The following is a 25,294-nucleotide window of genomic DNA, read 5'->3' as shown; positions in this document are numbered from 1 at the left end:
GGAACTGGCCGTTCCGTTGAGCAAATTCCCACATTCAGCAAAAACACTTTTTCCAATCAGGCAATTTTGCCTAATTGCTCAAAACTGTTTTATCGATACACGCCATGCTGTAACTGCGCTATCAGTCGGAGAACCTCGTCAATTCCCGACTGGCTGGACAGCATTTCAGCCGGTGATTTCCATTCCAGTGCGCGATTCGGCTCCGATAGCCAGCGCTCAGCCAGACCAGCGTCACCCTCGAATAGTTCCACGGCTCGTTCTGATACCGCTGAGACTCGCAGCAAACCGTTATCAGCTGCAACCTCAAATGATTTTTTCAGCCGTGCCATTTCGTAGGCTTTTCGCTGAACCGGCGTCATTTTTTTCAGGTTGGCAACATCGTGAATTATGGGATTTCGCCCTGAAATACTCATACAAACCACCTATATATCAATTGGTTGAATATCAATTCAGCGAGGGAGAATCATCTGGATTGTAGCCTGCGGCCAACCCCGTACAGCCCAAAAACGAGTTTTTGAACTGTACGGCGTTCCGATAAAAAAACCTCCCGCTACAACACATCGAATAATTTTCAGTGACGGCGTGTGCGATGGCACAACGTTGGTTTTTCCCTCATCTATAGCTCGAACCATAGTTGCAATGCGTTCAGCCTGGCGAACGCGATATTGTTCTAGCCTGCTCATAGAATTTACAGACATGAAACCTCCCGCTACAGCACATACAATAAAATCCCCTGATGCTGTGCATAATAGGAAAATAAAATCATTTAAATTCAATGCATTAAAATTAAATTAGATGAGTATCAGTACAAAAATACGCCAAATTCAACGATGTGCTACAGCGGGGAAAAACCCGTTAACGCCCTCCTCGCTGGGCGCTGCGGTGAGCGTTAACGAATTTTTCTGACCTGCAGAACGACGACAACGTCGGTTTTATCTGCACTGGAACCCCGACTGGTAAATGATGGCAGCCACGAAAAGCCGGTTTCTGTGTTGGTTTTTTTATCATCCGCCAGACCACCCAGCAGAATTATATCGCCGTCGGTCAGAGAAATATCGGTAGATATTTCCCGTTTTATCAGTGTAGGTGAACCGTTCACGCCGTTACTCGTCGCTGTAAAATTACTCAACTCCTGCCGAATTCTCAGGTCGATGACATCAAGTCTAACTGCGGGTGCCACATCAAAAATTATTCCCGCATCCCGATAAACTACTGATTGGACTGCCGTTTGACCCTGAAAACTGGTATTCCCCAGAGTGGGCGTGGAGTTGCCTACCGAAAAAACTGCATTAGCGCCTGAACGAACCCTGAGAGTTGGCGCGGAGATGGTTGTAAAACGCGAGTCGGTTTTGAATAATTCTACCAACGCATTCATCGACCCAGAACTGATTTTCAGAAAATTTTCATATCCGCGGGAATCAGATCCGCCAATCTGGAAACTCAATTTTGAATTGAGTAGGTTAGCCGCCAATTGCAATCCCGAGCCGTCACGGGAATTACTCTGGATCTCATAAACATATCCAGAAACAACAACCTCATCCGCCCGCACATCGACCAAAGGCAGCGCCTCGGTAATACGCCTAATTTCAGCCCGAGTGCCGTAAAATACAAACGAATCTGGTGAGTTTTTATCAGTAGATGACGAATTGAATTTCCCACCCTCGCCCGCCATCGGCGCTAGTTGTGCGGCCAGATACTCGACCGAACGGAAACGCGGTTGGTAAGTGTACGAAAACTGAGGTGTTTTTTTCTCAACCTGAATCGGTTTATAGAAAAAATCCGCCCCGTTTTTGGTTTTTACTGATATGCCGATATCAGCCATATAATCGATTAAAAATTGTCTGGCATCCTGTTCGGGCATTAGCCTGAACGAGATTTTTTCAGGCATGGCGACAACATCCGGTGAGAGCCGAAACGGTTTTTTTAGGATTTGCGTATAGAAAACAGACAACGCATCAGGCACAGAAACGCTTTTTAGCTCAAAATCAACACCAGAACCAGCCGCGAAACATGAGGATGACAACACCAACAGCGTCGAAAAAACGATTTTTCTCATTTAGCACTCCCTGACCATGTAGTTACCATCTCGCCATCCAAAACCCCTGAAATGATTGACCCGTTAGTAATAAACCCCGCAGCTGGCTCAACTCGCTGACGGCCATCAGCGCCAGACAGGATGACGAACCGAGCATTTTTATCCTGAATTAGCCCACTAACACGCCACTGATTTGAAATTTTCGGGGCTGCAATCGATGCAGGTGCAGGAACGACGGAATTTTGCTGTGATTGGCTGGCTGTTCCCGCAGGCTGGTTTTGGTGAACGGGCGCTTTTTTATTCTCTGGATGAAAAAATACCCATAGATACCAGCCTCCTAGTGACACCGTAACAACTAATATCGCGATAACGATCAACAGAGTTGTGTTTGAAAAAATGGATTGCCGTTTATCAACAATTTGTTCCGAACCATGCCCATCATATGACTGATACAGCGGAAAAATTCTTTTGTCGTAACGGTAATTTTTGACTGAAACGCGTTCATTTTTAGTGAGTTTTGCGCCCCCAAAAATTTCAACCCGATACATGGAACTCAGACCAAGACTTTTTAATTTGGTCATTCGGTAGGTTGTTTCAGTTCGGTCACGGATAAATCTGGGAAGGTTGCTAATCGATTGATTTATAACCACTAGGTCACAGGTTACGCCCGTTTCGGGGTGCGAAAAATGCCTGTGCTCGGCGATGAACGAACGGTGATTTTTAGGGACGCTGGCGTCAGAACCCCAAATCCGCCATGCCTCATCAACGCAAATTAGGTCTCCCGCCAGACAAAATGTGTCTTTTCCATCGGTTACAGCGTTTTTATATGGAAAAAATAATTCATCCTGCACCATCTCATTAGTGACGCAAATAACCTCGCCCATATTTCCGGTTTTATTATTTTTCTGAATAAACTCATATATTTTTTCAGGGTCGAGGCCATAAACGTTGGAAACAACTCGTCGTCCCTGCGCCACTGCGGGGATTATCACCGACCTAACGACCTCAAAACTTTTTCCGCTACCAGGCACACCGATATACGCTGAAATTGCCATAATTATCAACCTATTATTGGAATTCGACGGATGATAAACCTTGTGACGATTGCAGAAACCATCAACGATATTCCGGTTGGAACCTGAAAAAGATTCAGAAAAAACCACACTGAATCAGGCAGTTGGTTGAATAATTCAACCAGTGGCAATGGAGACACATTTATCAGTGACAGGAGGACTGGGACAAATTCTTGCACAACAAAAAACAGACCGAACATAATTCCAAATTTCACAACCACAGAGCGTAGTAAAAAACCTAGCCCCGCATACAATGCAGCTAACATTTGTTCGCTCCTCTATTATTAGGCGGACATCACGCGCCGGAATGCCCCGAATCCCCAGCAAATCAGGCAAAAGATCCTGATTAAATCCCGACTTTCCTCAATCAGGCCGCAGTGGGAGTCCACAACAAAATTTTCATCCCAGATAGTGAATTCTGCCGTTGGGCATTGGGCTGAACGCGATCCAATCGAAAAACTGTCCCATTCAGAAAACATGCCTGTTAGCGGGGCTAAAACTGTTTTCCCGTCTGGAGGTGATTCCAGCTCAGGAGGAATTGGAGGCGTTTCCGGCTCTGGCTGGGGTTGAGGATTTGGCTCCGGTTGTGGCTGAATTTCTGGTTGCAGATCCTGCCACGGCGAGGTCCATTCAGCCTGTGCTGGGTTGGAGCGACCGATTGCAGCGGCCGCGTCTAAAACATCCCGCGCCGAAACCAGCGGGTTCGCGCTGCTGATTGGTATACCCTGATAATCGGATTGACTAGCGGCATCCAGCAACAATGCGTTCAATGTGTCGGCCAACTGCTGGGCGTTCAGCGCAGTTTTTTGCAACTGCTCCTGCTGTTCGGGCGTGATATCTGGTGCTGTCGGAACTATCTCGGGCGAATAATTTTTGTTTTGCTGAACGCTAATTACCTCTGAAACAAAATCAGTTTTTAACGTACCGGACGACTGCGGGTAGGAAAAACTATATCTAACCGTGTAGTCGGTGAGACCGCCAGAAACGCGCGTCGCTATAACCGAAAAATCTGGGCTATACACGCATTTTGCCCCACTCGGGCAGTACAAAAACCCGTTGTCGGCGCGATATTTGTAAACCGCAGCCACCAGACCATCGTGCTCGTCGCCAGAAAAATACGGCGACGCGCCGCCCTTACCAGCCCCGCTAAAAAATTTTCGACCATTGTCGATAGCGGCGAGTGTTGGTGCTGACGAAATCCCCGCATTGGGGTCACTGCCGAAAATTTCGTCACCGATTTTTAGCAGGGAATCGCCGATTAATGCCCACGACGCGACGCCGCTCGCAAGTTTCAGACGGGTAGCAGAACTCGGACGGGTAAATGGGAGGAGTTTCCTCCTCCCAGCGATAAAATCACCCGCCGCGAACGAGAGTCATAATGGTTTTGACCCCTTTAATGGCTAGATAGAGCCCCATCAATCCGGCGGCAATCGCCATCACCGCAGTAACCACAGCGGTTACAGAGAAGCCCTCGGTGATGCCGGAAAAATCCAACGCCGCCGACGCGCCCTCAGCGGCCAGAACGACAGTCGGTGCGAGAATTGCCGCAGAAGCAGCCGCTACAGATAAAAAAATGTGTTTCAGTTTCATAGTTTATGTCTCCAGATTAATTGATTGATAAATATTATTTTTTGGCCATTTCTAGCCGAACCGCACCAGTCGCAGCAGTACCCCACAACAATGGGATACTAGCCATAGACCCAGAACACTACTGAACGCAAATGAAAAAAATTGCGCATTTTCCGCCCATAATTCAGTCATTAATCACCCCAGTAATGGGCATGGACGGCGATGAAAAAAAATTTAAAAAAACTGTAGATTTTGTAGACGGCCACACCGGTAATTACGGAATAAAAAATCGTGTCGATCATCTGTCATCTCCCTAAAACAGTTTTTTTTATTTCTGGTCTGGCAGCACGTCGATCAAATCTGATTCGAGCGTGATTTGCACCTGAGCGCCATTTTTACCGCTGTACGCATCCACCCAAACCGGCACGAGCACATTTTTACCAACAAGTCGCTGAAATTTTTCCAAAACCCCTGCATCGATAAACTTTTTCGGGATTCTGACCGCCGTCTGAACACTCTGCTGTCCGCCCCAACCATCGGGGCGGAGATTTTCTACGCCGAGCTCATAAAAACTGTATGACCCCTGCGTGTTGGTGAATTCCCGATTACGTGCACCAAGAAACTTTCCTTTTAGTAACAATGACATAAATTCATCCTCTATAAAATTTGTACATCTATTGAACGCAACCAGACAACGTTTTCCCCTGATGCTGGCCATAAAAAAATCGGGAATCGGGCCATCTGATCCTGCTGTAATTCCAGCGGGAAACTCTGGAATAACGACGCGGGGCAAAAAATTGACAACTCCAGCCCGTTATCGGAGCCGACCCCGATTTCCACCAACCCATCCGCCACTGGTCGACAGCCTAGGTAGGAACCATCTACCCAGAAATCAAAATCGAAAAAGACCGATTGCGTTGGTATCTGCACTGAAAAAATCCCTCATAAAAACCAGTAGCGAATCCTGCGGTATGCACAAAAAAAACTCGCCGTCTACGGTGGTCACACGGACGTCAAAATTCCCATCCGAATAGCCGTTAACAAAAATCCCGCACTCGCCGTCTAAAAAATCATCAAATCCGCAGTCGGGTGATTCCATCCGGAGCCTCGCCGTTGTTGTTGTGGGTGTGATGGATAAAAAAATCAGAATCGGCCTGAACCGCAGAATCAGTGTGCGGGCAGTTATTCCCACTGGTCCAAGGGGCGAGCGTGCCGCACGCCCTAACAGCCTCAGGGCGAACGGTGACAGAAACCGATTCAGACTCGGACTCTGTCTTAGGCACTATCGTCCAGTCACGAGATCTAGTCTGTAGGCGCGTCATAGGAGATACAGAGAGGCAAACACCTCTGATTCTGGTCGTTTTTTCGCCCCACTGATTGCGCAGCTCGTGACCAGCGAAATCAGCATCGGCACGGTATAGACTGACACCGCCATGTTGCCGAGACAGGCGGATAAACGCCCCGAAATCCCCTGAATCAGCGGCCTGCCAGAAATCTCTCAAAACAGGATCGCAATCAGGAGATTTACGCAGGCGACGGAACTCACGCCACGCCGTAGCACCAACGCACCCGAACGACTGGAACTGGCGAATCCCGTACAACCGAGCCCACGCCGTCGCACGGGTTGCGCCGTCAGCGGCGGATAGACCAGCCTCTAGATCTCCATCTAACCCGAATCCATCGATATTTTTGCTCACATACGCCGCACAATAGGCGGCCGCGCCACGCTCGGGGTCGATGGGCGTCGCCTGAAAACGAATTTGGGGATTATGGGCAATTGCTCCCCAATCCTGAGCGCAGTAGCGATCATGGAAAATTTTTAGTGCGGTTTCAGCCTGTTCCGGCCGGAACCAGATCACACAGTGCCAATGCGGAGTCCCGTCGTGATTCGGCTCGGTCATTCTGAACCCCGCAGAAAAAATTCCATCGCGGGCGAATTTCCGATGAATGTTTCGCCAGATTCGTGACAGCTCCTCCTGACCTACGCGAGGATTGATTACCGTACACCGCCGATTTTCACGGCCATCGACGTGATTTGGGTGATAGCGGGACGGCAGCGTAATGGTTAAAAAATACCCATCGTAACCCTCGGAGGTAAAATATTCCCCCGTGTGACGCAGGCGCGTCATCAATTCGGTTCGACGGTTTTTTGGGCAGGAATTGCCGGACTCGTAGGCAGTTCGGAGCGAAATCCGGTCACCATCAGACGACTCTAATTCGTTATTTTCTAAAAAATTGTTCATTCTCTGCTGGGCAGAGGCAAATTCTCGCAGCGCTCGGACGGAAACATATGGGGAAATTTTTTTATGAACACGATTACGCGCCGTATCCCTGCAACCCACCCAATGGCAGCGGATGCGCCACAGGATTTTTACCCAAAATGTCGGCTCGGTGACCCGAGCGAGCGCACCGTAAAAAATGTTTTGCAGCTCGCACGGCCAATCAGCGAACGGAATTAATAGAAAATCAAAAACCTCCCGCATTTTAGGCATGTCGAGGCCATATCCGCTGACCGCACGAGCAACTCGCATAAAAACAGAATTCTCAAAAAAATCGCGAGACTGAGGAATATGAATTTTTTTCGGATTTAGAAAATCTGTCTCACGACGCAGTGCAGACAAACTAAAATTTAATTTTTCATCAAAAACCAAAATATCCAACTCATCAAAATCAGCGGAATAATAATTTTTTGTGAAAATGTTTTTGAAACTCGCGTTGATAGATTTTTCAATATCGGAATCGCCAATTATCGCCGAAAATTCATCAGCCAGTTCGGAGGCAATTCTAGAACACCCCTCGCGAGAGCATGAATAAAATTTCCCCAATTTTTTCAAATGGGAAAAATTTTTATCCGCAATCGCGAGTCGCTGGGTAATCATAAAAGCCCCCTGATAATTGAATGAGGCAATTTGATCAAAAAAACAAAATCAATTCCAGAAATAAAGTTTACCCCAGAATTTGATTTTTATTAATTTATTATTTTCAATAATTTAGGTTTGCATTTGATGTTATTTTGATCTGCAAATGGTGTGAGAACATGAAATAGATGTGCTGTAGCGGGGAGAATAGACAGAAAAGACGACAAAACGTGGTATAAAAATAGAAATAATGAAAATATTTTTTCATCCTTATTCATATACCATATGAATAAGAACTATTTTTTTGTTATTTCTCGCCCATCAGACAACCAAATCAGGGGGTGCGCGATATCGAAACCAAAATCAAATTTAACTGGAACCGAAATTCCCTCTCCAACTCTCAACCCTAAATTCTGAACATAATCCCAATCGGCGGCAGGAACCAAAATAGAATAATTTCCTGCGCAACCAAAATGAATTTTTTTAATGACCAATACGTGTAACCCACTCGCAGGATAAAAATCCAAATCCCTGAACTCTAAAAATCCCCCAGAAATGCAAACATCACACGCCACCAAAAGATTTTTTAAATTTGAATTACCCACATCAACCTCGCACGAAAAATAAGCAAAACATATTTTCGACCGCAGAACGTCCCCGAAAAAAATTGACCATAATTTTTGATCTTTTGGATAATGGGGTAAGACGAGTTTCGCATAATGCACGTTATGCAAAAGAATGCCCTGCGGGGGATTTATGTTCGCAGGGCATTTTTTTACATAACGTCGACAACATTATGCGAACCTAAGGATAAACAGGCGGGAACTGGCCGTTCCGTTAAGCAAATCCCCGCATTCGTAAAACACCATCTACCTAACGAAAGAAAAACCAAGCTATATTAATAAGCCCGTTATCTACCTCAAAGACGGCAACACTTTCTATAGGTTCTGCCGCAAGCCCATGTATCAATTCATGGTCAAATACCTTATTGCCTAACACGGTACGAGATACCAATTCCGCTCTCAGTTTTGGGTTGTTGAATCGGTTATTCACGTAAAACTCTCTCAGCGCCTCTTTTCCTACCATCGACGGCGTTTCTGCTGGCATACGATACGCTTTGAAATCAGGTGCAAAACATGACACGAATGCATCTATGTCATGTTCGTTATAGGCCTTAAACTGTGCCGCTACGGCCAATTCTGGTGACATGGTTTCTCTCCGCTATGTGTTTTTCTATCGTGCCTGAATAAGTAAGTTGTGTGCCAATTATCAAGAAATCAGGAAGGTTCGCTTTACGATTTATCTGAGCCTCAGAGCGTTTTCCTCTACAATGTATTTTCCAGCCCGCTTATTAGGTACATTCCCATGCCAAGACTGACTCAGAAAGACATGACTGAAAGTGAACAACGTCAGCTTAAGACGTTACTCGATCAGGCGCGAAAAAAACAGGACCGCCCGCTGACAAACTCTGAGAGTAATCATATTAAAGACGATTACATCGATAAGCTCATGAAAGAACGTGAAATCGTAGCAAAACAGGCAAAGGCCGAGAAAAAGAAAAATAAGTTTAAACCTGATTCCTCAGCGACTTATGAATGGTCAGCTAGTACAAACCTACGGGGCCGCCGCTAACGTTTACGTCGCGGGCGCTTGTGTCCTTGGCTTGACACCATTACCGAAAAAGATGCCGAGCGGCCGCAATTCGCACGCTCTGGCTTAACGCTTCCAACGATGCAGAACGGATATTCCAACGGTGCCAATACAGACGAATATCGATAGGATTTCCGGCTTGAAACGGTACTAACTCGCCTTTTCCCGTATGCGATGATGCCATATTTTCTGGGATCATCCCCCACCCTAGCCCTCTGAGAATAGCACCGACAAAAGCCGCTGTTGAAGGAACAAATTGCTGCGGCGGTTCAATCGCCTCTGGAACCAGTGATGCTATAAATAAGGACTGTAATCTGTCTTTATTGTTAAATATCAGGAGCGGCGCTTTTTGCAAACTGTCCGCATGGATGCCATCCGCAAAGTATGTCTCGTGAAAAATCTGTGAGCAATACGCGCGGTAACGCATCGTTCCTAAATATTCTACGCCACAGCCTTGAATCGGTTCCGGGCTGGCGCTGACCGCTGCCATGACCCTACCTTCACGCAGCAAGGTTGCTGAATGTTCCTGATCCTCGACGAGGATATCGAGCAAAATACTGGATTGGTGGCAAGCATCGTCCATCGCATCCAGAAACCACCCGTCTATTGAATCCGCATTCACCGCCACTGAAAGACTCTGTCTGGTCGGCATTTCAAGCGTGCTGAAAAGCTCATTCTCCAACATATCTATCTGTTCTGCGTGTCGAAGTAACGCTTGCCCCGTCAGTGTTGCTCGACACGGATTTCCCCTTACGATCAGTACCTGACCAAGCTGATCTTCTAACTGCTTGATACGCTGGCTGATGGCAGACGGCGTGACGTGGAGTTTGCGAGCCGCAATTTCAAAACTGCCGCTACGGACAATCTCCATGAACGCTCTCAGGCAAGGGTAATTCAAGTGCATGATTATTTTTTCTTAACAATATCAGGATGATTTAATCTGCCTTAATTAAAGGTTAGATACAACTTTCACAAAGTGACGAATGCCATATTCGATGTTGAAGAAAATTCAGGTGGGATGTGGAACAAAAATCACGAGAGGATTGAATATGTCACCCAGCAACCGTTAGGTAGCCGGGTGACAGCGTCACTTTTTTACTTTAACAACGCACGAGGTGACACGTGGTGCTGTTCCAAACGAAAATGCTCTATCGCCTGCGCTAACGACATAGACTGATCTTCCAGCGAACTGGCTGCAGCCGACATCTGCTGTACAAGCGCGGAGTTTTGCTGCGTCACACCATCCATTTCATTGACGGCAATCGTGACTTGGCTAATGCCCTTCGCCTGCTCATCCGATGCCGTAACAATCTCACCGATGATACTTTGCACCGAGCTGACGGCGTGTGTCATATCCTGCATGGTTTTACCGGCATCGTTCACTAGTTTAACGCCGCTTTCAACGCGCTGGCTGGATTCCTCAATCAGTGCGGCAATCTCTTTCACTGCGCTGGCGCTGCGCTGTGCCAAGCTGCGAACTTCCGATGCCACAACGGCGAATCCTCTTCCCTGCTCACCCGCTCGTGCCGCTTCTACCGCGGCGTTCAACGCCAGAATGTTGGTCTGGAAAGCGATACTGTTAATCATGGTGGTAATATCGCCAATTTTCTTCGCACTCTCATCAATCTGCGACATCGTCTGAACCACCTGACTGACCAGCGATTCGCCACGCTGAGCAATTTTTGTGGCATTCTCTGTCAGCGTCGTGGCCTGGTGGGCGTTGTTGGCATTGTGTTTCACCGTTGCGGTAATTTCTTCCATACTCGCTGCGGTTTGTTCCAGCGCAGCCGCCTGCTGTTCTGTACGCGATGCAAGGTTGAGGTTACCGCTGGCAATTTCCGCTGCGCCTTGTCGCACGGAGTCACTGGCGTCTTTGATCTGTCCGACCACCTGACGCAGTTGTGACTGCATCGTATTCAGCGCGAAGAACAGACTACTGCGATCGTTGGGTTGCACGTCAATCACATTGCTCAGTCGACCTTCCGCAACGGCCAGCGCAATGGTAGCGGCTTCGCGTGGTTCGCCACCCAGTGGTTTAAGCACTTTGCGGCTGAATACCCAACCCAGCAGCGCGCTCACCAACAGAATGCTGATCACCATCATGATGACGGCATTCATCAACTGGCGTTCAGAAGCGGCCATCACCTGACTCACTGGGACAACGATTCCCAGATACCATTTAGCGGTGCTGTTGCCGATAGTAATAGGCTGCCAGGTAATCAGTGCTTGTTCGCCCAGAATCGCATCGTCGTGTTGTACCACTGAGGACGTGAAGTTGTCCGTCGGCCCTTGCCAAGCTTTACTCGTCTGGGATTTATCAGGATAAGAGATGACTTTACTCGCGCTGGATAGCAACATCGCGTAGCCACCGCCTTCCCAAGGTTTAATCTGGTTAACTTTTTGCTGTAATGACGCAAGCGAAATGTCTGACGTCACGACGCCCCACAGTTTCCCCTGGCTGACTATCGGTGCGGCGACTGACGTCAGTAGCGTTGGAACGCCGTTGTAAGCATAGGAGTAGGGTTCGATGAGCGTATCTTTCTGGCTCTTTTGTGGCAACAGGTAGTAATCGCCTTGGCCGGGAGTCAGGTAGGACTGCAGAGGGTGCATCTTGTAATTGCCAGCCTGATCGCGGTCAACAAACCAGGCGTAACGTCCTTTAGGCGCCTGGCCTGGCTGTTCGGCAAACTCGGCATCACGGCCGTCAAACACATTCTCTTCAAAAATGACTGAAATCGAGAGGTATTCTGGGTTATCCCGCAGAGCATGCTCCGTCATTTTATCGACCACCGCGCGGTCTTTAATGCCGGCTGCGGGCAAGGCAACCAGCCCTTGTCCGAGGTTATGCGCCACATCCCGAGCGTAGTTGAGTTCCTGTTGAATTCTTAATGCTTCGCTTTGGGCTATCTGCTGCAAATAGCGTTCGGCCAGAGATTTTTGTTCCTTACTAGACTGCCAACTGAGCACCCCAATGGTGACAGCGAAACCGAGTGCGATAGTTAATGCGCCAGTTAGGAGCACTTGAGAGCGGGTACTCATTGGTTTTTTTTGTATTAATTGTTTGGCCATTATGGCTCCCCTAGAGTTGATACTTATCGTAATCAACATTCCGTTGCAATGAGATCCTACTATTTGTTTATCGGCGTCTTTTTTTTGAACTTTAGTTACACAGATGTGAACAAAAGAGTGGCATTGGGGGAGCCGGTGGTCGCTGCGGTGTACTTGCTCTATTTCATCGGGTTAATGGCTGTCTGATGGAGGGGTCGGCTCCAGGTTTTTGTGCATGTTAAAACCGGTCATCTGGAAACCACTTTTTTCATATAATCCCTTGGCAATCGGGTTATTCGTGGCAACTCTCAGCCCGATGTCGCTAATACCTAATGCGGTTAGCACCACATCCATTGCTGCAAGTGAGGCTTTACCAAAACCGCGGCCTCGCCACGTAGGCAGGAGACAAAAATCAGAGACCCAGGCAGAATTCTCTTTCAGAACCACCCACAAATAACCAATGATGACACCTGCGTTATTTGAGGAATGGATGCACCATAACTTATTGGCTCTCGTGTGAACGCCCTGCGGTAGCGCAATATCGATCGATTGCGTGGCGATCGCCCTTGCTTTTTCCGCATCATATCCTCGGGATTCCTGTAGATCCTGAGCATATTCAAGAATAAAAAACTGGCGATACTCGGGGTAATCCCTTTCGGCCATATCTGCTAAATTTACCATTTTGTTCACTTCCCAGTTCGGCGTGATGACAAACTTCGCTAGCCATGTTCATCACATTATTTATTATCAAGTTAATCAATAGAACGACATAGATGTTCAAAACGTCAGGCATAACGGAAGTTCAGGCCACCTAGGTTGCCCCTCTCACGCCATGATCCAGTATGACTTCCAGCGCGGCTTCAAGAATTCTGCTTTGTGTATCTTTGCCATCATGCGTTGTATCGTGTGATGGTGACATCATCCTGTTTCCCCTTAGCTGGCAATTCTGACTGTCATAACGTTTATAATAAAAAAAACCGCCAGTGAGTGCGATCCCACTGGCGGCTTATGGTAAACGAAAAGCGGCTTAGCCTCTCAATTTACTGTGGTATTCGCCTTTCAATGTGTTGATTTCAGCTAACACCGCTTTGGCTTCGCTCAATTTACCGGCATCCGCCAGAGCCTGTGCGCTGTCCACTTTTTGCAAAATCTTATCCAGACCTTCCACATAGGCTTTTCTGTCTGGGCCATCGGCAGGCTGTTTGGCGAAATCAGGTGGCACCTGCGTTTTAGCGTGCTCAACGTGCTCACGGAATGTGCTCAGCGCGGTTTTCAGCGCGGCGGCATCATCCGCTTTAGTGGCGGCGGTATAACTTTTCTGCATACCACGCATATCTTCCGACGTGGTGGCGTTTGCCAAAACAGGGGTCAGCAAACTACCGGCCAACAGCACAGAAAAACAGATCTTGGTCATTTTATTCATCTTGAACTCTCGCTTGTGTTCCATAGCACGACATACTCAGAGAATCTGACCACCACAAACCGGCCAGCCCAATATTGCTCTTGTTATATTGCGTCCTACGCCATCACATACATCACGCAGCAATGACTAGGTTAATTCTATGGTTATTATCGCCAAGATGTTAAATTATTTTTAATTGTTTCGTTATTTTTAATTGTAAGAATGTAAAAAAACTTGTCGGTTCGACGTCGGCAGGGCCGAAGCATACTTTAGTTAATGACTACTTTACTGCTGGCCTTGGCAAGGTGCATCAATACGCTTCGCAGTACTGATTGACATAACGATTCTCTGGGCTTCTTGCCCTACTAGGTAAAAGATCCACGCTCTTTAACATATTCTGCAAAGCGGTTTTATGAGACTGTTTTAGGCAGAATGGGGTCAGACTTGCTGATTTTTTTAATTTGTCCTGCGTTTGCCGCCTTCCTGAAACTCGAATTATTCAGGGTATATCTCAGCCTGTCAGTGTGATTGTGTTATGGGCATAGCATTGCCGCTCGCCCTGCTTTCTTGTAACCTCCCCTGCTACAAGCCTAATCCTGAACACAAAAATCTGAAACTACTGGACGTTACATGACAGCTCATACTTCTAAAGATCCTTTGCATGGTGTAACACTTGAAATGCAAGTCAGTGCGCTGGTTGCCCGTTTTGGCTGGGTTGAGTTGGGTAAACGGATCAACATCAATTGCTTTAAAAGCGATCCGAGCGTCAAATCCAGTTTAAAGTTTCTGCGTCGGACCCCTTGGGCGCGTGCTGAAGTTGAAGCACTGTACCTTGATTCTCTGGACGGTTCCGCTCTCGTAAAACCAGATGATAGTGCTGTTGATCCTTGGGCTAATAGTCGCAGAAATAAGAGCTAACCAACGTGAAAAAGCCAGTCGTACTTATTGCCGCTGCGCTTCTACTTGTCAGTTGCGCGTCTAAACCACCGAGTTCGCTTGTAACCCCCCTTCCTTCTGTTCAACAGCCGCTGCCGGCGAAATCTCAGCAGAATAAGGAACCCATGCGCGGTGTGTGGCTGGCGACCGTCTCCCGCTTGGATTGGCCACCGGTGGGATCCGTCAATGCCAGTAGCCCTGCTATCCGCATAACTCAGCAGCAGGATGCGCTGACAAGCAAGCTGGATAAATTGAAAAGCCTCGGTATCAATACCGTATTTTTTCAGGTTAAGCCTGATGGTACCGCGCTCTGGCGTTCTAAAATATTGCCTTGGTCAGATATGCTAACGGGCAATATTGGTGAAGATCCGGGCTACGACCCGCTCCAGTTCATGCTGGATGAGGCGCACAAACGCGGTATGAAAGTTCATGCATGGTTTAATCCCTATCGCGTCTCCGTTAACACTAAGTCGTCAACTGTGACAGAGCTAAATCGCACCTTGTCGCAAAATCCTGCCAGCGTATTTGTGTTGCATCGTGACTGGATCCGTACGGCCGGCGATCGCTTTGTGCTCGACCCAGGTATCCCAGAAGCGCGAAGTTGGATCACCAGTATCGTGGCTGAAGTCGTTGCGCGTTATCCTATTGATGGTGTGCAGTTCGATGATTACTTCTATGCCGAATCATCCGGCTCGATGCTTAATGATGGCGAGACCTTTAAAAGATATGGTCAGGGATTTGGCTCAAAGGCAGACTGGCGGCGATACAATACACAGCAGTTGATTGAGCAGGTGTCGCACACTATCAAGCAGTTGAAACCCGAGGTTGAATTTGGCGTCAGCCCTGCAGGCGTATGGCGCAACCGATCACACGATGCAGCAGGCTCAGACACGCGAGGCGCGGCGGCTTACGATGAAGCTTATGCCGATACTCGCCTGTGGGTGCAGAAAGGGTTGCTGGATTACATTGCCCCACAGATCTACTGGCCTTTTTCACGTGATGCAGCGCGTTATGATGTCTTGGCAAAATGGTGGGCGGATGTGGTGAAGCCCACAAACACACGCCTCTATATTGGCGTTGCGCTGTATAAAGTGGGTGAACCCTCAAAGAATGAACCTGACTGGACAATAAATGGCGGCGTGCCGGAGCTGAAAAAGCAGCTCGATTTGAACGAGTCTATGCCGCAAATCAACGGGACGATTCTGTTCAGAGAGAACTATCTCAATCAACCACAGACCCAGGAAGCGGTTAATTATCTCAGAAATCGCTGGGGCAGTTAGCGCTATATGCAAGAAAGCCCGCATAAAGCCTGATAACAGACTTAGCGGGCTTTCTTTTTAATACTTAAATTTCAAAAACCTTACCGCCTACTGGCACGCCTTGCCCGCTCTTATAATTGCCCCGAACAACGTCTTCGGGGCGAAGATTATTAAATTGTGCATAGTTTGCGACGGCATCGTCCGTAAAACGCCCTGATTCGTCGTGGCTGACATGCGCGCTGCTCTGCTTACGGTAGTAAGTGATGGTAATTGTTTTGGGATTACTCATCTGTTGAGTCATATAAGTAGCCATTTTTCCTCCGTCTATGATTGTGAATATCGATAAATACCACTCGGTCTGCTGTGGCATGATCGATAATAGAACTCGACATCGGCTGTCACCAGTCATGGTATGGCATACTGCTTTTTGCCTGTGCCGTGCAAAAAATCAATCAATATTTTGATAAATAAATAATTTATTCGCTCTATATGAATAAAAAGCAGCTTTGGCATAGGGCGTTTGACGGGAATTTCTCGTGTGGTTATCTGTCTTTCTATTTAATTTCCCCCAGTGTTAGGAAAGATTTTTTGCTTATTTAATAAGCATGTAAGATTGTTGTGGCATCATGATTAACAATTAGTCACTCAAGCAGTTGATTTATATATGAAAAAATAAAAGTTTCTAAACGAAATAAATCATTGAGTCGGTGACTGAAAAACCCTATATTGGCCGCGTTTTTCTTATAGCAGTTACATGTTTAATTCATTTATTCAACTGTGGTTGCCTGCGAGCACGCGGTTGTAGGAGAGATATGATGACGGATAAAGTCCGTATTGACAGTTTAGGTGCGAATTCATTAAACGGAAACAATGAAACCTATTTGGCAAGGCAAGCTGAATTTGAATCGAACGTGAGGAGTTATCCACGCAAATTGCCTCTAGCAATTGCGAAAGCTGAAGGCGTGTGGATTACCGATGTTGAGAATAATCAATATCTTGATTGTCTAGCTGGGGCGGGAACGCTGGCGCTTGGACATAACCATCCTGACGTGCTGCAAAGCATCCAACGTGTCATTACTAGCGGCTTGCCGTTACATACCCTTGATCTGACAACGCCGTTGAAAGATCAGTTCTCCGAGTATCTGCTTTCCTTACTGCCTGGTCAGGGCAAAGAGTACTGCCTCCAGTTCACGGGCCCTTCTGGCGCCGATGCTGTTGAAGCTGCGCTGAAACTGGCAAAAAAATACACCGGTCGTGCTGGTGTGATCAGCTTCTCCGGCGGCTACCACGGCATGACGCATGGTGCGCTGTCGGTTACGGGTAACCTGTCACCGAAAGAAGCGGTCGACGGCATGATGCCTGAAGTCCAGTTTATGCCTTACCCGCATCAGTACCGTTGCCCGTTGGGCATTGGCGGGGAAGCTGGCGTTAAAGCATTGACCTACTACTTTGAAAACCTGATCAACGACGTTGAGAGTGGCGTACGCAAACCTGCGGCAGTCATTCTGGAAGCGGTTCAGGGTGAAGGCGGCGTTAACCCAGCACCTGTTGAGTGGTTGCAACGCATCCGTAAAGTCACGCAGGAACACGGCATTCTGTTGATCATCGACGAAGTTCAGGCGGGTTTTGCACGTACAGGTAAATTCTTCGCCTTTGAACACGCTGGTATTGAGCCAGATATTATCGTGATGTCTAAAGCAGTGGGTGGTGGCTTGCCATTAGCTGTTCTGGGTATCAAAAAGCAGTTCGATGCCTGGGCTCCGGGTCACCATACCGGTACTTTCCGTGGTAACCAACTGGCGATGGCAACCGGCCTGACGACGCTGAAGCACCTCAAAGACAATCAGGTAGCAAACAAAGTCGCTGAGCAAGGCGAATGGCTAAAAGCCAAGCTGGCTGAGCTACAAAAACGCTATCCGGTGATCGGCCACATTCGCGGTCTGGGATTAATGATCGGGATTGAGATTGTTAAGCCTAATGAAGCGCAGGATCACATGGGTTGCTACCCGGCTGACGGCGAGCTATCGGCCCTGTTGCAGAAAAAATGCTTTGAAACGGGTCTGATTCTGGAGCGCGGTGGCCGTCATGGTTGCGTTCTGCGTCTGCTGCCTTCCCTGCTGATCAGCAATGCTGAATTGGAAATCTTCCTGGATAAATTTGAAAACGCCCTGCTGTCTGCTGGCGTGAAGCCAGTCTGAGTGGAGCGAATGACCACAATGTCCCAATTAGTGGAAACAGAAGCAGTGGAAACAAAAATCAACCCGATTCTGGCCTCCTCTGCACAGAGTATCGAAGCCTATCAGGAAGCGATTACGCAGAGTAGTCAAGCCGTCATGCAGTGGCTGCAACAGCCTGAGATGTATCAGGGGAAAACCGTTGCTGAACTGCGTGAGCGCATCACGCTGGATTTTAATCCGCAGGGCCTGGGTAACCAGGCCGCTATCGAGCGTGCGATTGAGTACTTTTTGAAAGACAGCCTGTCGGTGCATCACCCACAGTGTGTCGCTCACCTGCACTGCCCGAGTTTGGTGGTCAGTCAGGCGGCGGAAGTCTTGATTAACGCCACGAACCAGAGCATGGACTCCTGGGATCAAAGCCCGTCAGCCACCATCATCGAGATGAAGCTGATTGAGTGGCTGCGTACTCAGGTTGGCTATCAGTCTGGTGACGCGGGCGTGTTCACCAGTGGTGGCACCCAGAGTAACCTGATGGGGTTGATGCTGGCGCGTGATGCCTTCTTTGCCCGTCAGGGACATTCGATCCAGCAAGATGGGTTGGTGGGTAACCTGAAGAAAATTAAAGTGTTCTGTTCTGAAAATGCCCATTTCTCGGTGCAAAAGAACATGGCTTTACTGGGGCTGGGTTATCAATGCGTTACGCTGGTGAAAACCGATCGCTTCGCGCGGATGGATTTGAACGATTTAGCAGAGAAAGTGGCGCAGGCCAAGGCTAACGGCGAACAGATTCTGGCGATTGTGGCGACGGCCGGTACCACTGACGCGGGTGCGATTGATCCTTTACGGGCGATTGCAACACTCGCGGCAGAACATCAGATTTGGGTACACGTTGATGCAGCCTGGGGCGGCGCACTGCTGCTGTCCGAGAAGTATCGCGATTATCTGGACGGCATTGAATTGGTGGATTCCATTACGTTGGATTTCCACAAACAATTCTTCCAGACCATCAGCTGTGGCGCTTTCTTGTTGAAAGAAGCTCGCCACTATGAACTGATGCGCTATCAGGCGGCTTACCTGAACTCTGAGTTCGATGAAGCACAGGGCGTCCCTAATCTGGTTTCGAAATCATTGCAGACCACGCGTCGTTTTGATGCGCTGAAACTGTGGATGGGGCTGGAAGCATTAGGCCAACAGCAGTATGCGGCGATCATCGATCACGGCGTTACGCTGGCACAGCAGGTTGCACAATATGTGGATGGGCATGCTTCACTGGAATTGGTGATGCAGCCACAGCTGGCAAGCGTACTGTTCCGTTTCCGTCCGCAACAGCTGGCGACAGCGGATGATGCGACTATCGCTTTGCTGAACCAACGCATTGGCGATGCATTGTTGGAATCAGGTCGTGCCAACGTAGGCGTCACCGAATTTAACGGTGTTACCTGCCTGAAACTGACGTTGCTGAACCCAACGGTCAGCCTGGACGATGTCAAAGTCCTGTTGGATCTGGTTGAAAGCACTGCACAGCCTCTGCTGACCGCGTAACCCCCCTGCTTTACCGCATGGTGAAAAGCCGATAACACTTAACAGGTTATCGGCTTTTTCCGTTCTACACTGCCCCTTGGAAAGTCTCAGAGTAGGCAAATTAATCTGTCAGGATGCGGGCGAATTAATACGAATATCCCGGCTTTTTCGGCAACGTATCCAACTGAGGTTTGATGAACGGGTCGTAAACGTCATCTTTCCAGCGCTCCGGCTGGATTTCGTTTAACGCGACAGAAAGCGATTCGTCGGAAGAACCGAAATGCTTCTTCAGGACCGCAGCAAGATCTTCCGCGACGGTTTTCTTCTCTTCTTCAGACAGATTTCTTGGGAAGTGTTTGACATCGATATGGGGCATGGAATGGTCCTTTTCAGTGATGAAACAGCACATTGGTTAAAATAGCGAGTCAGTTAAGATAGCTAGTGTGCATAAAGACAGCAATAGGGTAGTTCGTCCGATGATAAACAATCTGCTTGAGAAAAATTGGCCTAAACTCATCGAAGTGTGTCATTCAGGCCACTGTTAGCGATCTGCCAGATTCTTATACTGTTCCTGTTTGGCGTGTAACAGCGCTGCCAGTTAACCGGAGATAGGAGCAATAAGATGAAAATAACGCAGATTCGCAATGCGACATTACGACTGGAATTTGGTGGTAAAACGTTTCTGATTGACCCGATGCTGGCACCAAAGGCAACCTATCCCGGCTTCCCGGGAACGGCAAATGCGCATCTGCGTAATCCACTGGTCGATCTTCCTCTGCCTATGGCGGCAATTCTGGATGTTGATGCCGTGCTTGTGACGCATACGCACCTCGACCATTGGGATGATGCAGCCATCGACGCTATCCCGAAAACGATGCCGATCTTCAGCCAAAATACGCAGGATGCTGGCATCATTCGGCAGGCGGGGTTTACCTCCGTACGTGTATTGGGTGAGCAGACGGAATACGACGGCATAACGCTGATCAAAACATCCGGTCAACACGGTTCTGATGAAACCTATGCTAATCCACAGATGGCGGAACGACTGGGTGATGTCTGCGGGATTGTCTTTCGACATGCTCATGAGAAATCGTTTTATCTGGCGGGCGATACCGTCTGGAATCAGCATGTTATAGCTGCACTGACGCATCACACACCCGATGTGGTGGCGCTGAATATCGGCAATGCGGTTATTCCCAGCTTCGGTTCTATTATCATGGGAAAAGAAGATGTACGACGTGTGCATCAGCTTGTACCCAATGCGGCGATAGTCGCAACGCATATGGAAGCGGTGAACCATTGCCTTCTGAGTCGTGCTGAACTGCGTGACTATTTGCACGAAGAAAAGCTTCAGTCCGTCGTGCACATACCGAACGATGGCGAAAGCGTACAATTCTGAACTGGGTAATAACCAGAATCTATTGATGATTTAATGAGGGCTATTATGGCTGTGTTAACCGTTGCGGTGGTTGTCTCCGAGAATTTTAGCCCGTTTCATTTATCTATACCGAGCATGGTTTTCAACGACATGCTCTATGAAAAAAAACAGTTTGAGATCTTTTTCTGTGCAGAAAAACCGGGCATGGTGGCATCAGAACACGGGTTTTCTATCAACGTTGAACACGGGTTTTCCGCATTGGGAAAAGCCGATCTTATCGTAGTCCCGCACTGGAGCCATCCAGAAACGCGCCCTTCTGCACGGCTTCTGGATGCGTTACGTATTGCCGAAGCCCGCAAAGCGCAGATCGCAGGATTATGTTTGGGGACTTATGTGCTGGCTTATGCCGGGTTGCTAGATGGCCGCCGCGCCTCGACACATTGGGCGTTTGAGCAGGATTTTATCGCCCGCTTTCTTCATATAAAGTTGGATACCAACGCGCTCTATGTCGAAGACGAACATCTGATTACGTCTGCGGGAACGGTAGCGGCAATAGACTGCTGCCTTTATCTGGTTCGTCAACATTGCGGCAGCGCTATCGCTAACCGTGCCGCCCGCCGTCTGGTGATCCCGCCTTACCGTGAAGGTGGACAGGCTCAGTTTATCGAACATCCTGTGCCGGAAAATACGCGGGATAGTAAAATCAATCAGATGCTGGACTATCTGCGTAGCCATCTCTGTTCCCCCCACACGTTGGATGCATTGGCAAGCCATGTGCAGATGAGTCGCAGGACATTTACCCGACATTTCTTCCGAGCCACAGGCATGACGGTTAGCGATTGGTTAACGGCGGAACGGCTCCATCATAGCCAGGCATTGCTGGAATCGACTTCTCACTCCATCGAAGCGATTGCGGATAGCGTGGGTTTTCAGTCAGTAGTAACCTTTCGACAGCAATTCAAGCAGCGTTTTAGCGTTAGCCCGACCGACTGGCGTAAAACGTTTCAGGATAAAAGCAGCGTCCGCTGATGCTCATCAGCCTGCCGAAAAATAGCCGGATCATTACTCTCTATTTATCCACGATAAAACATGGAGAATCCATATAAACGCATAATACGAAGCTGATTATTTTCAGCGATCTCGACGGATCGTTACTCGATCATGAGACTTACTGGTGGGATGCCGCACAACCGTGGACAACATTCTCCTCTCGTTCTGAGGGGCAATGATTCCTGAACCGTATCGTTGAAACCGGAGTAACGCTTGACCCATGGTGAATTGCGCGGCTAAATGATGGCATGCCTTTCATTATTTATATTGATATCAGGCACAAGAAAAATATGAAAACGGTCAGGGAGAAATAAGAGCATGATTATTTTTGTTACCGGTGCAACGGCTGGGTTTGGTGAGTCAATTACGCGTAAATTTATTAGTGCGGGCCATAAAGTGATCGCGACAGGTCGCCGTCAGGAACGGCTGGATGCGCTGAAGGCAGAACTGGGTGATGCGCTGTATCCGTTAAAACTGGATGTACGCGACCGTCAGGCGATTGAACAAGCAGTTGCCTCCCTGCCAGCCGAATGGCAGACAATTGATGTGCTGGTGAACAATGCTGGACTGGCGCTGGGTCTGGAACCTGCGCATAAAGCATCGGTAGATGATTGGGAAAACATGATCGATACCAACAACAAAGGGCTGGTGTTCATGACGCGCGCGCTGCTGCCCGCCATGGTGGAGCGTAATATCGGGCACGTTATCAACATCGGTTCTACTGCAGGAAACTGGCCATATGCAGGCGGTAACGTGTACGGTGCCAGTAAAGCGTTCGTACAGCAGTTTAGTCTTGGGTTGCGTGCCGATCTGTCTGGCACCCAAATCCGTGTAACAAATATTGAACCGGGTCTGGTCGGTGGAACCGAGTTCTCGGCCGTACGTTTTAAAGGGAACGACGATAAAGTCAGTAAAACCTATGACAACACGACGCCGCTGACCGCCGAAGATGTGTCTGAAGCCGTTTTCTGGGTGGCCACCCTGCCAGCACACGTCAATATCAATACGTTGGAAATGATGCCAGTCAGCCAGTCTTTTGCTGGGTTAAGTGTACACCGCGAAGGCTAATCATTACTGAAACACAAGAATTAAGGGCATGAACGCTGTTTCATGCCTTTTTCTATAGCGTCACACACCGGAGTTTGCCAGATATTGCGTGGTTCCAGATACTGAGCGGTTATAGTGCCGTTGAAGCGAAGGATGTATACTTCTCGTTATAGGTAACCTTCCTTTTGCACAACGCGCGGAGGTTACAGGGAACGGCGGTCGTCTTTTGTTGTCTATCGCTTGCCGTGCGCTTTATCGTTCTGCGGCACCGGCGTTTGTTTTTATCATTCGTTCTGTCAAGGTGAAACATGAACCACTACTCTTTTTCTTCTCTGATTCGGGCTCTTATCCCGCTTTCTTTGGTTATCGTTTCCGCTGCCTGGCAGCCTACTGCACTGGCAGAGACGCGGCATATCATTGTCGATTCAGGCGACAGCGCGTTGTCAAAAGAGGCGGCGCGTCAAAGCAAAGAGCAATGGGATTCAACCCGCTCATTGCGTAATAAAGTCAATAACCGCGTTGAGAAAGAATTCGATAAAACTGAGAAAGCGATTGATGGGCGTGAAAAATGCAACGCCAGCTACAACGTCAATGCTTACTGGGAAAACACCACCGATCGCTGTCTCGATCGTCGTACTGGCCGCCCCGTTACCCCCTGATTTTTTACCCACGCCTTCTGGCGTGGGGTTCCCTTTTCTTTTTCCATTATTTTTGTCTGGTTTCAGCATGCCCCGGCCGCTGGCTTGCTGGGATCATTCTGGCGGAAAGCAGTGTGATAGCGGCGATAAGTGCCGAAACGATAAATACGCCGTGGATTGACGAGGCGACTTGCGATGCCAGCGTATCGAGCTGGTTTACGCTCAGCAGGATGCGCTTGGCCGGATCCATGAGCGTCTGGAGTGGATCGCTCACTTCCGGCAATCGCCAGTGCAGACTGATGTTTAGCGTCGCGCCAAGGATTGCCGTTCCCAATGCTGAACCCAGCATGCGGGTAAACATGGCGGAAGCTGTCGCAATGCCGCGAATGGAGTAGTCCACCGAATTTTGTATCGATACTAGGAACGTGGTGCTACTCAACCCCATTCCCGAGCCGATCAAAAATGCTGCGAGCCGCGCCCACATGAGGTTGCTGTCCGGTTGAACGGTCAGAAGCGTCAGGCTGCCGATAAGCAGCACAATACCGCCGAGCATTGCCGTAAAGCGATAAGACGTCCACAGCATTAAGCGCCCGCTCAGCGTGCTGGCCAGTGGCCAACCAATCGACATCATCGCCAGTATGCTGCCAGCTTCCAGCGGGGTTTTACCCATTACACCCTGAATAAACGTCGGCAAAAAAGCGCTCACGCCCATCATGGCTGCTCCGACGACCAATCCGCCGAGATTGCTGGCGATAATGACCCGATTGCGCCACAGCGCCAATGGAAACAGCGGCTCCGGCGTGCGTTTTTCCTGTCGAACTAACAGAATGCTGCCGACAGCAGAGATCGCAAGCAGCGGGATTACCCAGTAGCCAAACACCTCAGCCTGTAGCAGCGCCATCAGCAAACTGGCGACGGATACAATCAGATAGAACGCCCCCATCCAGTCCAACTGATGCTGGCGTACGGCATTGATCGTTGGCAGATAACGAGCCAGCAGGAAGATGGAGAATAGCCCAATCGGCACGTTAACCCAGAAAACCAGCGCCCAGTTGAAGTGTTGCACGATAAACGCCCCCAGCAGCGGGCCGATAATCGCGGAAAAGCCCCATACGCTGGACAAATAGCCCTGTATTTTCGGGCGCTCGGTCGAACTGTACACATCAGCAACAATGGTGAAGGCAATCGGCGTAATCGCGCCCGCTCCCAGCCCTTGCAAGGTGCGGAAGACGATTAGCCAACCCATCTGCGTCGAGAATCCGCACAGAATCGATCCCAGCAGGAACACGATCATGCCAAAGAAGAATATCTTTTTGCGGCCATACAGATCGGCCAATCGGCCATAGATCGGAATACTGATTGACTGTGTCAGCAAATAGCCAGCAAAAACCCAGCCCAATAGGGAAAACCCGCCTAAATCCGCGATGATGGTCGGCAGCGCCGTAGCGACAATTGTCACTTCAATCGCGGCCGTGAACATAGCCAACATACAGGCAATTAAAATCCAATGGCGATGTGGGACAGGTGTTTGCTGCTGGTTATTCTCTGTTTTCATTATATTTTCAGGATAAGAAGAAAAACTGCCTGTGAGTATAACAGGTGGCGTGGCGGAGAAAATTTATTCCCGCAGAGAAGCGGGAATAGAAGACGAAA

26 protein-coding genes are annotated in these 25,294 nt (G+C 48.7%); 9 read left to right on the top strand and 17 right to left on the bottom strand.

Going from position 1 to position 25,294, the window contains the following annotated elements; all coding sequences use genetic code 11:
- Nucleotides 1-89: 89 nt before the first annotated feature.
- From IG609_RS10225 to IG609_RS10180, 10 genes are all read right to left on the bottom strand, one after another.
- Nucleotides 90-413: an MbcA/ParS/Xre antitoxin family protein gene (locus tag IG609_RS10225; protein ID WP_193399132.1), complete on the bottom strand. Its 324-nt coding sequence runs from the start codon at nucleotides 411-413 to the stop codon at nucleotides 90-92.
- 476 nt (nucleotides 414-889) lie between these two features.
- On the bottom strand, nucleotides 890-2,056 hold the full coding sequence (locus tag IG609_RS10220; RefSeq protein WP_193399133.1) for a type II secretion system protein GspD: 1,167 nt from the start codon (nucleotides 2,054-2,056) through the stop codon (nucleotides 890-892).
- Complete coding sequence (locus IG609_RS10215) at nucleotides 2,053-3,090, bottom strand: zonular occludens toxin family protein (protein WP_193399134.1); 1,038 nt, start codon at nucleotides 3,088-3,090, stop codon at nucleotides 2,053-2,055. Before IG609_RS10215 ends, IG609_RS10220 begins: the two co-directional genes overlap by 4 nt.
- A 5-nt stretch (nucleotides 3,091-3,095) precedes the next feature.
- Nucleotides 3,096-3,374: a DUF2523 family protein gene (locus IG609_RS10210; protein WP_193399135.1), complete on the bottom strand. Its 279-nt coding sequence runs from the start codon at nucleotides 3,372-3,374 to the stop codon at nucleotides 3,096-3,098.
- Nucleotides 3,375-3,392: 18 nt separating this feature from the next.
- Nucleotides 3,393-3,920, bottom strand: coding sequence for a hypothetical protein (locus IG609_RS10205; RefSeq protein WP_193399136.1), 528 nt, complete (start codon nucleotides 3,918-3,920; stop codon nucleotides 3,393-3,395).
- Between the two features lie 541 nt (nucleotides 3,921-4,461).
- Nucleotides 4,462-4,698, bottom strand: a complete 237-nt coding sequence (locus IG609_RS10200) for a hypothetical protein (RefSeq protein ID WP_193399137.1) — start codon at nucleotides 4,696-4,698, stop codon at nucleotides 4,462-4,464.
- A 307-nt stretch (nucleotides 4,699-5,005) separates the two neighbouring features.
- The gene (locus tag IG609_RS10195; RefSeq protein WP_193399139.1) at nucleotides 5,006-5,323 is read right to left on the bottom strand and encodes a DNA-binding protein; all 318 of its coding nucleotides are present in this window, start codon (nucleotides 5,321-5,323) and stop codon (nucleotides 5,006-5,008) included.
- Between the two features lie 427 nt (nucleotides 5,324-5,750).
- Complete coding sequence (locus IG609_RS10190) at nucleotides 5,751-7,556, bottom strand: replication endonuclease (RefSeq protein WP_193399140.1); 1,806 nt, start codon at nucleotides 7,554-7,556, stop codon at nucleotides 5,751-5,753.
- Nucleotides 7,557-7,831: 275 nt separating this feature from the next.
- Nucleotides 7,832-8,140 carry a hypothetical protein gene (locus IG609_RS10185; RefSeq protein WP_193398571.1) on the bottom strand — a complete coding sequence of 103 codons (309 nt, stop codon included), beginning with the start codon at nucleotides 8,138-8,140 and terminating at the stop codon, nucleotides 7,832-7,834.
- A 268-nt stretch (nucleotides 8,141-8,408) separates the two neighbouring features.
- Nucleotides 8,409-8,744 carry a nuclear transport factor 2 family protein gene (locus tag IG609_RS10180; RefSeq protein WP_116166753.1) on the bottom strand — a complete coding sequence of 112 codons (336 nt, stop codon included), beginning with the start codon at nucleotides 8,742-8,744 and terminating at the stop codon, nucleotides 8,409-8,411.
- A gap of 156 nt (nucleotides 8,745-8,900) precedes the next feature.
- Here IG609_RS10180 and IG609_RS10175 point away from each other — a divergent pair, with 156 nt between their 5' ends.
- Nucleotides 8,901-9,167 (top strand): YjbD family protein, encoded by a 267-nt coding sequence (locus tag IG609_RS10175; protein ID WP_010296014.1) that lies wholly within the window; start codon nucleotides 8,901-8,903, stop codon nucleotides 9,165-9,167.
- A 40-nt stretch (nucleotides 9,168-9,207) separates the two neighbouring features.
- Here the strand turns inward: IG609_RS10175 and IG609_RS10170 are convergent, their stop codons facing one another.
- The 4 genes from IG609_RS10170 to IG609_RS10155 all read right to left on the bottom strand — a co-directional run bounded on the left by IG609_RS10170 (nucleotide 9,208) and on the right by IG609_RS10155 (nucleotide 13,656).
- Nucleotides 9,208-10,056, bottom strand: a complete 849-nt coding sequence (locus IG609_RS10170) for an HTH-type transcriptional regulator ArgP (protein WP_250116867.1) — start codon at nucleotides 10,054-10,056, stop codon at nucleotides 9,208-9,210.
- A gap of 224 nt (nucleotides 10,057-10,280) precedes the next feature.
- A complete protein-coding gene (locus tag IG609_RS10165) occupies nucleotides 10,281-12,254 on the bottom strand; it encodes a methyl-accepting chemotaxis protein (protein WP_193398573.1) in 1,974 nt (657 codons plus the stop codon).
- A 171-nt stretch (nucleotides 12,255-12,425) separates the two neighbouring features.
- Entirely contained in the window at nucleotides 12,426-12,914 is a 489-nt protein-coding gene (locus IG609_RS10160; protein WP_193398574.1) for a GNAT family N-acetyltransferase, read from the bottom strand.
- Between the two features lie 346 nt (nucleotides 12,915-13,260).
- Nucleotides 13,261-13,656 (bottom strand): cytochrome b562, encoded by a 396-nt coding sequence (locus IG609_RS10155; protein WP_010275013.1) that lies wholly within the window; start codon nucleotides 13,654-13,656, stop codon nucleotides 13,261-13,263.
- Between the two features lie 609 nt (nucleotides 13,657-14,265).
- On the opposite strand from IG609_RS10155, the gene IG609_RS10150 reads away from it, so the two are divergent.
- Nucleotides 14,266-14,553 carry a VF530 family protein gene (locus tag IG609_RS10150; protein WP_193398575.1) on the top strand — a complete coding sequence of 96 codons (288 nt, stop codon included), beginning with the start codon at nucleotides 14,266-14,268 and terminating at the stop codon, nucleotides 14,551-14,553.
- A 5-nt stretch (nucleotides 14,554-14,558) separates the two neighbouring features.
- Complete coding sequence (locus IG609_RS10145; protein ID WP_193398576.1) at nucleotides 14,559-15,851, top strand: glycoside hydrolase family 10-like protein; 1,293 nt, start codon at nucleotides 14,559-14,561, stop codon at nucleotides 15,849-15,851.
- Nucleotides 15,852-15,915: 64 nt separating this feature from the next.
- Here the strand turns inward: IG609_RS10145 and IG609_RS10140 are convergent, their stop codons facing one another.
- Nucleotides 15,916-16,143, bottom strand: coding sequence for a hypothetical protein (locus tag IG609_RS10140; protein WP_102117665.1), 228 nt, complete (start codon nucleotides 16,141-16,143; stop codon nucleotides 15,916-15,918).
- A 499-nt stretch (nucleotides 16,144-16,642) separates the two neighbouring features.
- On the opposite strand from IG609_RS10140, the gene IG609_RS10135 reads away from it, so the two are divergent.
- Nucleotides 16,643-18,028, top strand: a complete 1,386-nt coding sequence (locus tag IG609_RS10135) for a diaminobutyrate--2-oxoglutarate transaminase (RefSeq protein WP_029367562.1) — start codon at nucleotides 16,643-16,645, stop codon at nucleotides 18,026-18,028.
- An 18-nt stretch (nucleotides 18,029-18,046) separates the two neighbouring features.
- Complete coding sequence (locus IG609_RS10130) at nucleotides 18,047-19,549, top strand: pyridoxal phosphate-dependent decarboxylase family protein (protein ID WP_404825784.1); 1,503 nt, start codon at nucleotides 18,047-18,049, stop codon at nucleotides 19,547-19,549.
- Between the two features lie 124 nt (nucleotides 19,550-19,673).
- On the opposite strand, the gene pptA is transcribed toward IG609_RS10130, so the two are convergent.
- The gene (gene pptA / locus IG609_RS10125) at nucleotides 19,674-19,904 is read right to left on the bottom strand and encodes a tautomerase PptA (RefSeq protein WP_039519521.1); all 231 of its coding nucleotides are present in this window, start codon (nucleotides 19,902-19,904) and stop codon (nucleotides 19,674-19,676) included.
- Between the two features lie 246 nt (nucleotides 19,905-20,150).
- Between pptA and IG609_RS10120 the strand changes: the two genes are divergently transcribed.
- From IG609_RS10120 to IG609_RS10105, 4 genes are all read left to right on the top strand, one after another.
- On the top strand, nucleotides 20,151-20,927 hold the full coding sequence (locus IG609_RS10120) for an MBL fold metallo-hydrolase (protein ID WP_193398578.1): 777 nt from the start codon (nucleotides 20,151-20,153) through the stop codon (nucleotides 20,925-20,927).
- 45 nt (nucleotides 20,928-20,972) lie between these two features.
- Entirely contained in the window at nucleotides 20,973-21,935 is a 963-nt protein-coding gene (locus IG609_RS10115; RefSeq protein WP_193398579.1) for a GlxA family transcriptional regulator, read from the top strand.
- 339 nt (nucleotides 21,936-22,274) lie between these two features.
- Nucleotides 22,275-23,024, top strand: coding sequence for a bifunctional NADP-dependent 3-hydroxy acid dehydrogenase/3-hydroxypropionate dehydrogenase YdfG (ydfG, locus tag IG609_RS10110; protein WP_193398580.1), 750 nt, complete (start codon nucleotides 22,275-22,277; stop codon nucleotides 23,022-23,024).
- 287 nt (nucleotides 23,025-23,311) lie between these two features.
- Nucleotides 23,312-23,662: a DUF1283 family protein gene (locus IG609_RS10105; protein WP_193398581.1), complete on the top strand. Its 351-nt coding sequence runs from the start codon at nucleotides 23,312-23,314 to the stop codon at nucleotides 23,660-23,662.
- Between the two features lie 46 nt (nucleotides 23,663-23,708).
- Here the strand turns inward: IG609_RS10105 and IG609_RS10100 are convergent, their stop codons facing one another.
- A complete protein-coding gene (locus tag IG609_RS10100; RefSeq protein ID WP_193398582.1) occupies nucleotides 23,709-25,196 on the bottom strand; it encodes an MDR family MFS transporter in 1,488 nt (495 codons plus the stop codon).
- Between the last annotated feature and the right edge of the window lie 98 nt (nucleotides 25,197-25,294).

The sequence above is a fragment of the Pectobacterium quasiaquaticum genome (genome assembly GCF_014946775.2).
Taxonomy (GTDB): Bacteria; Pseudomonadota; Gammaproteobacteria; order Enterobacterales; family Enterobacteriaceae; genus Pectobacterium; species Pectobacterium aquaticum.
This window is presented reverse-complemented; position numbering and strand designations above follow the sequence as displayed.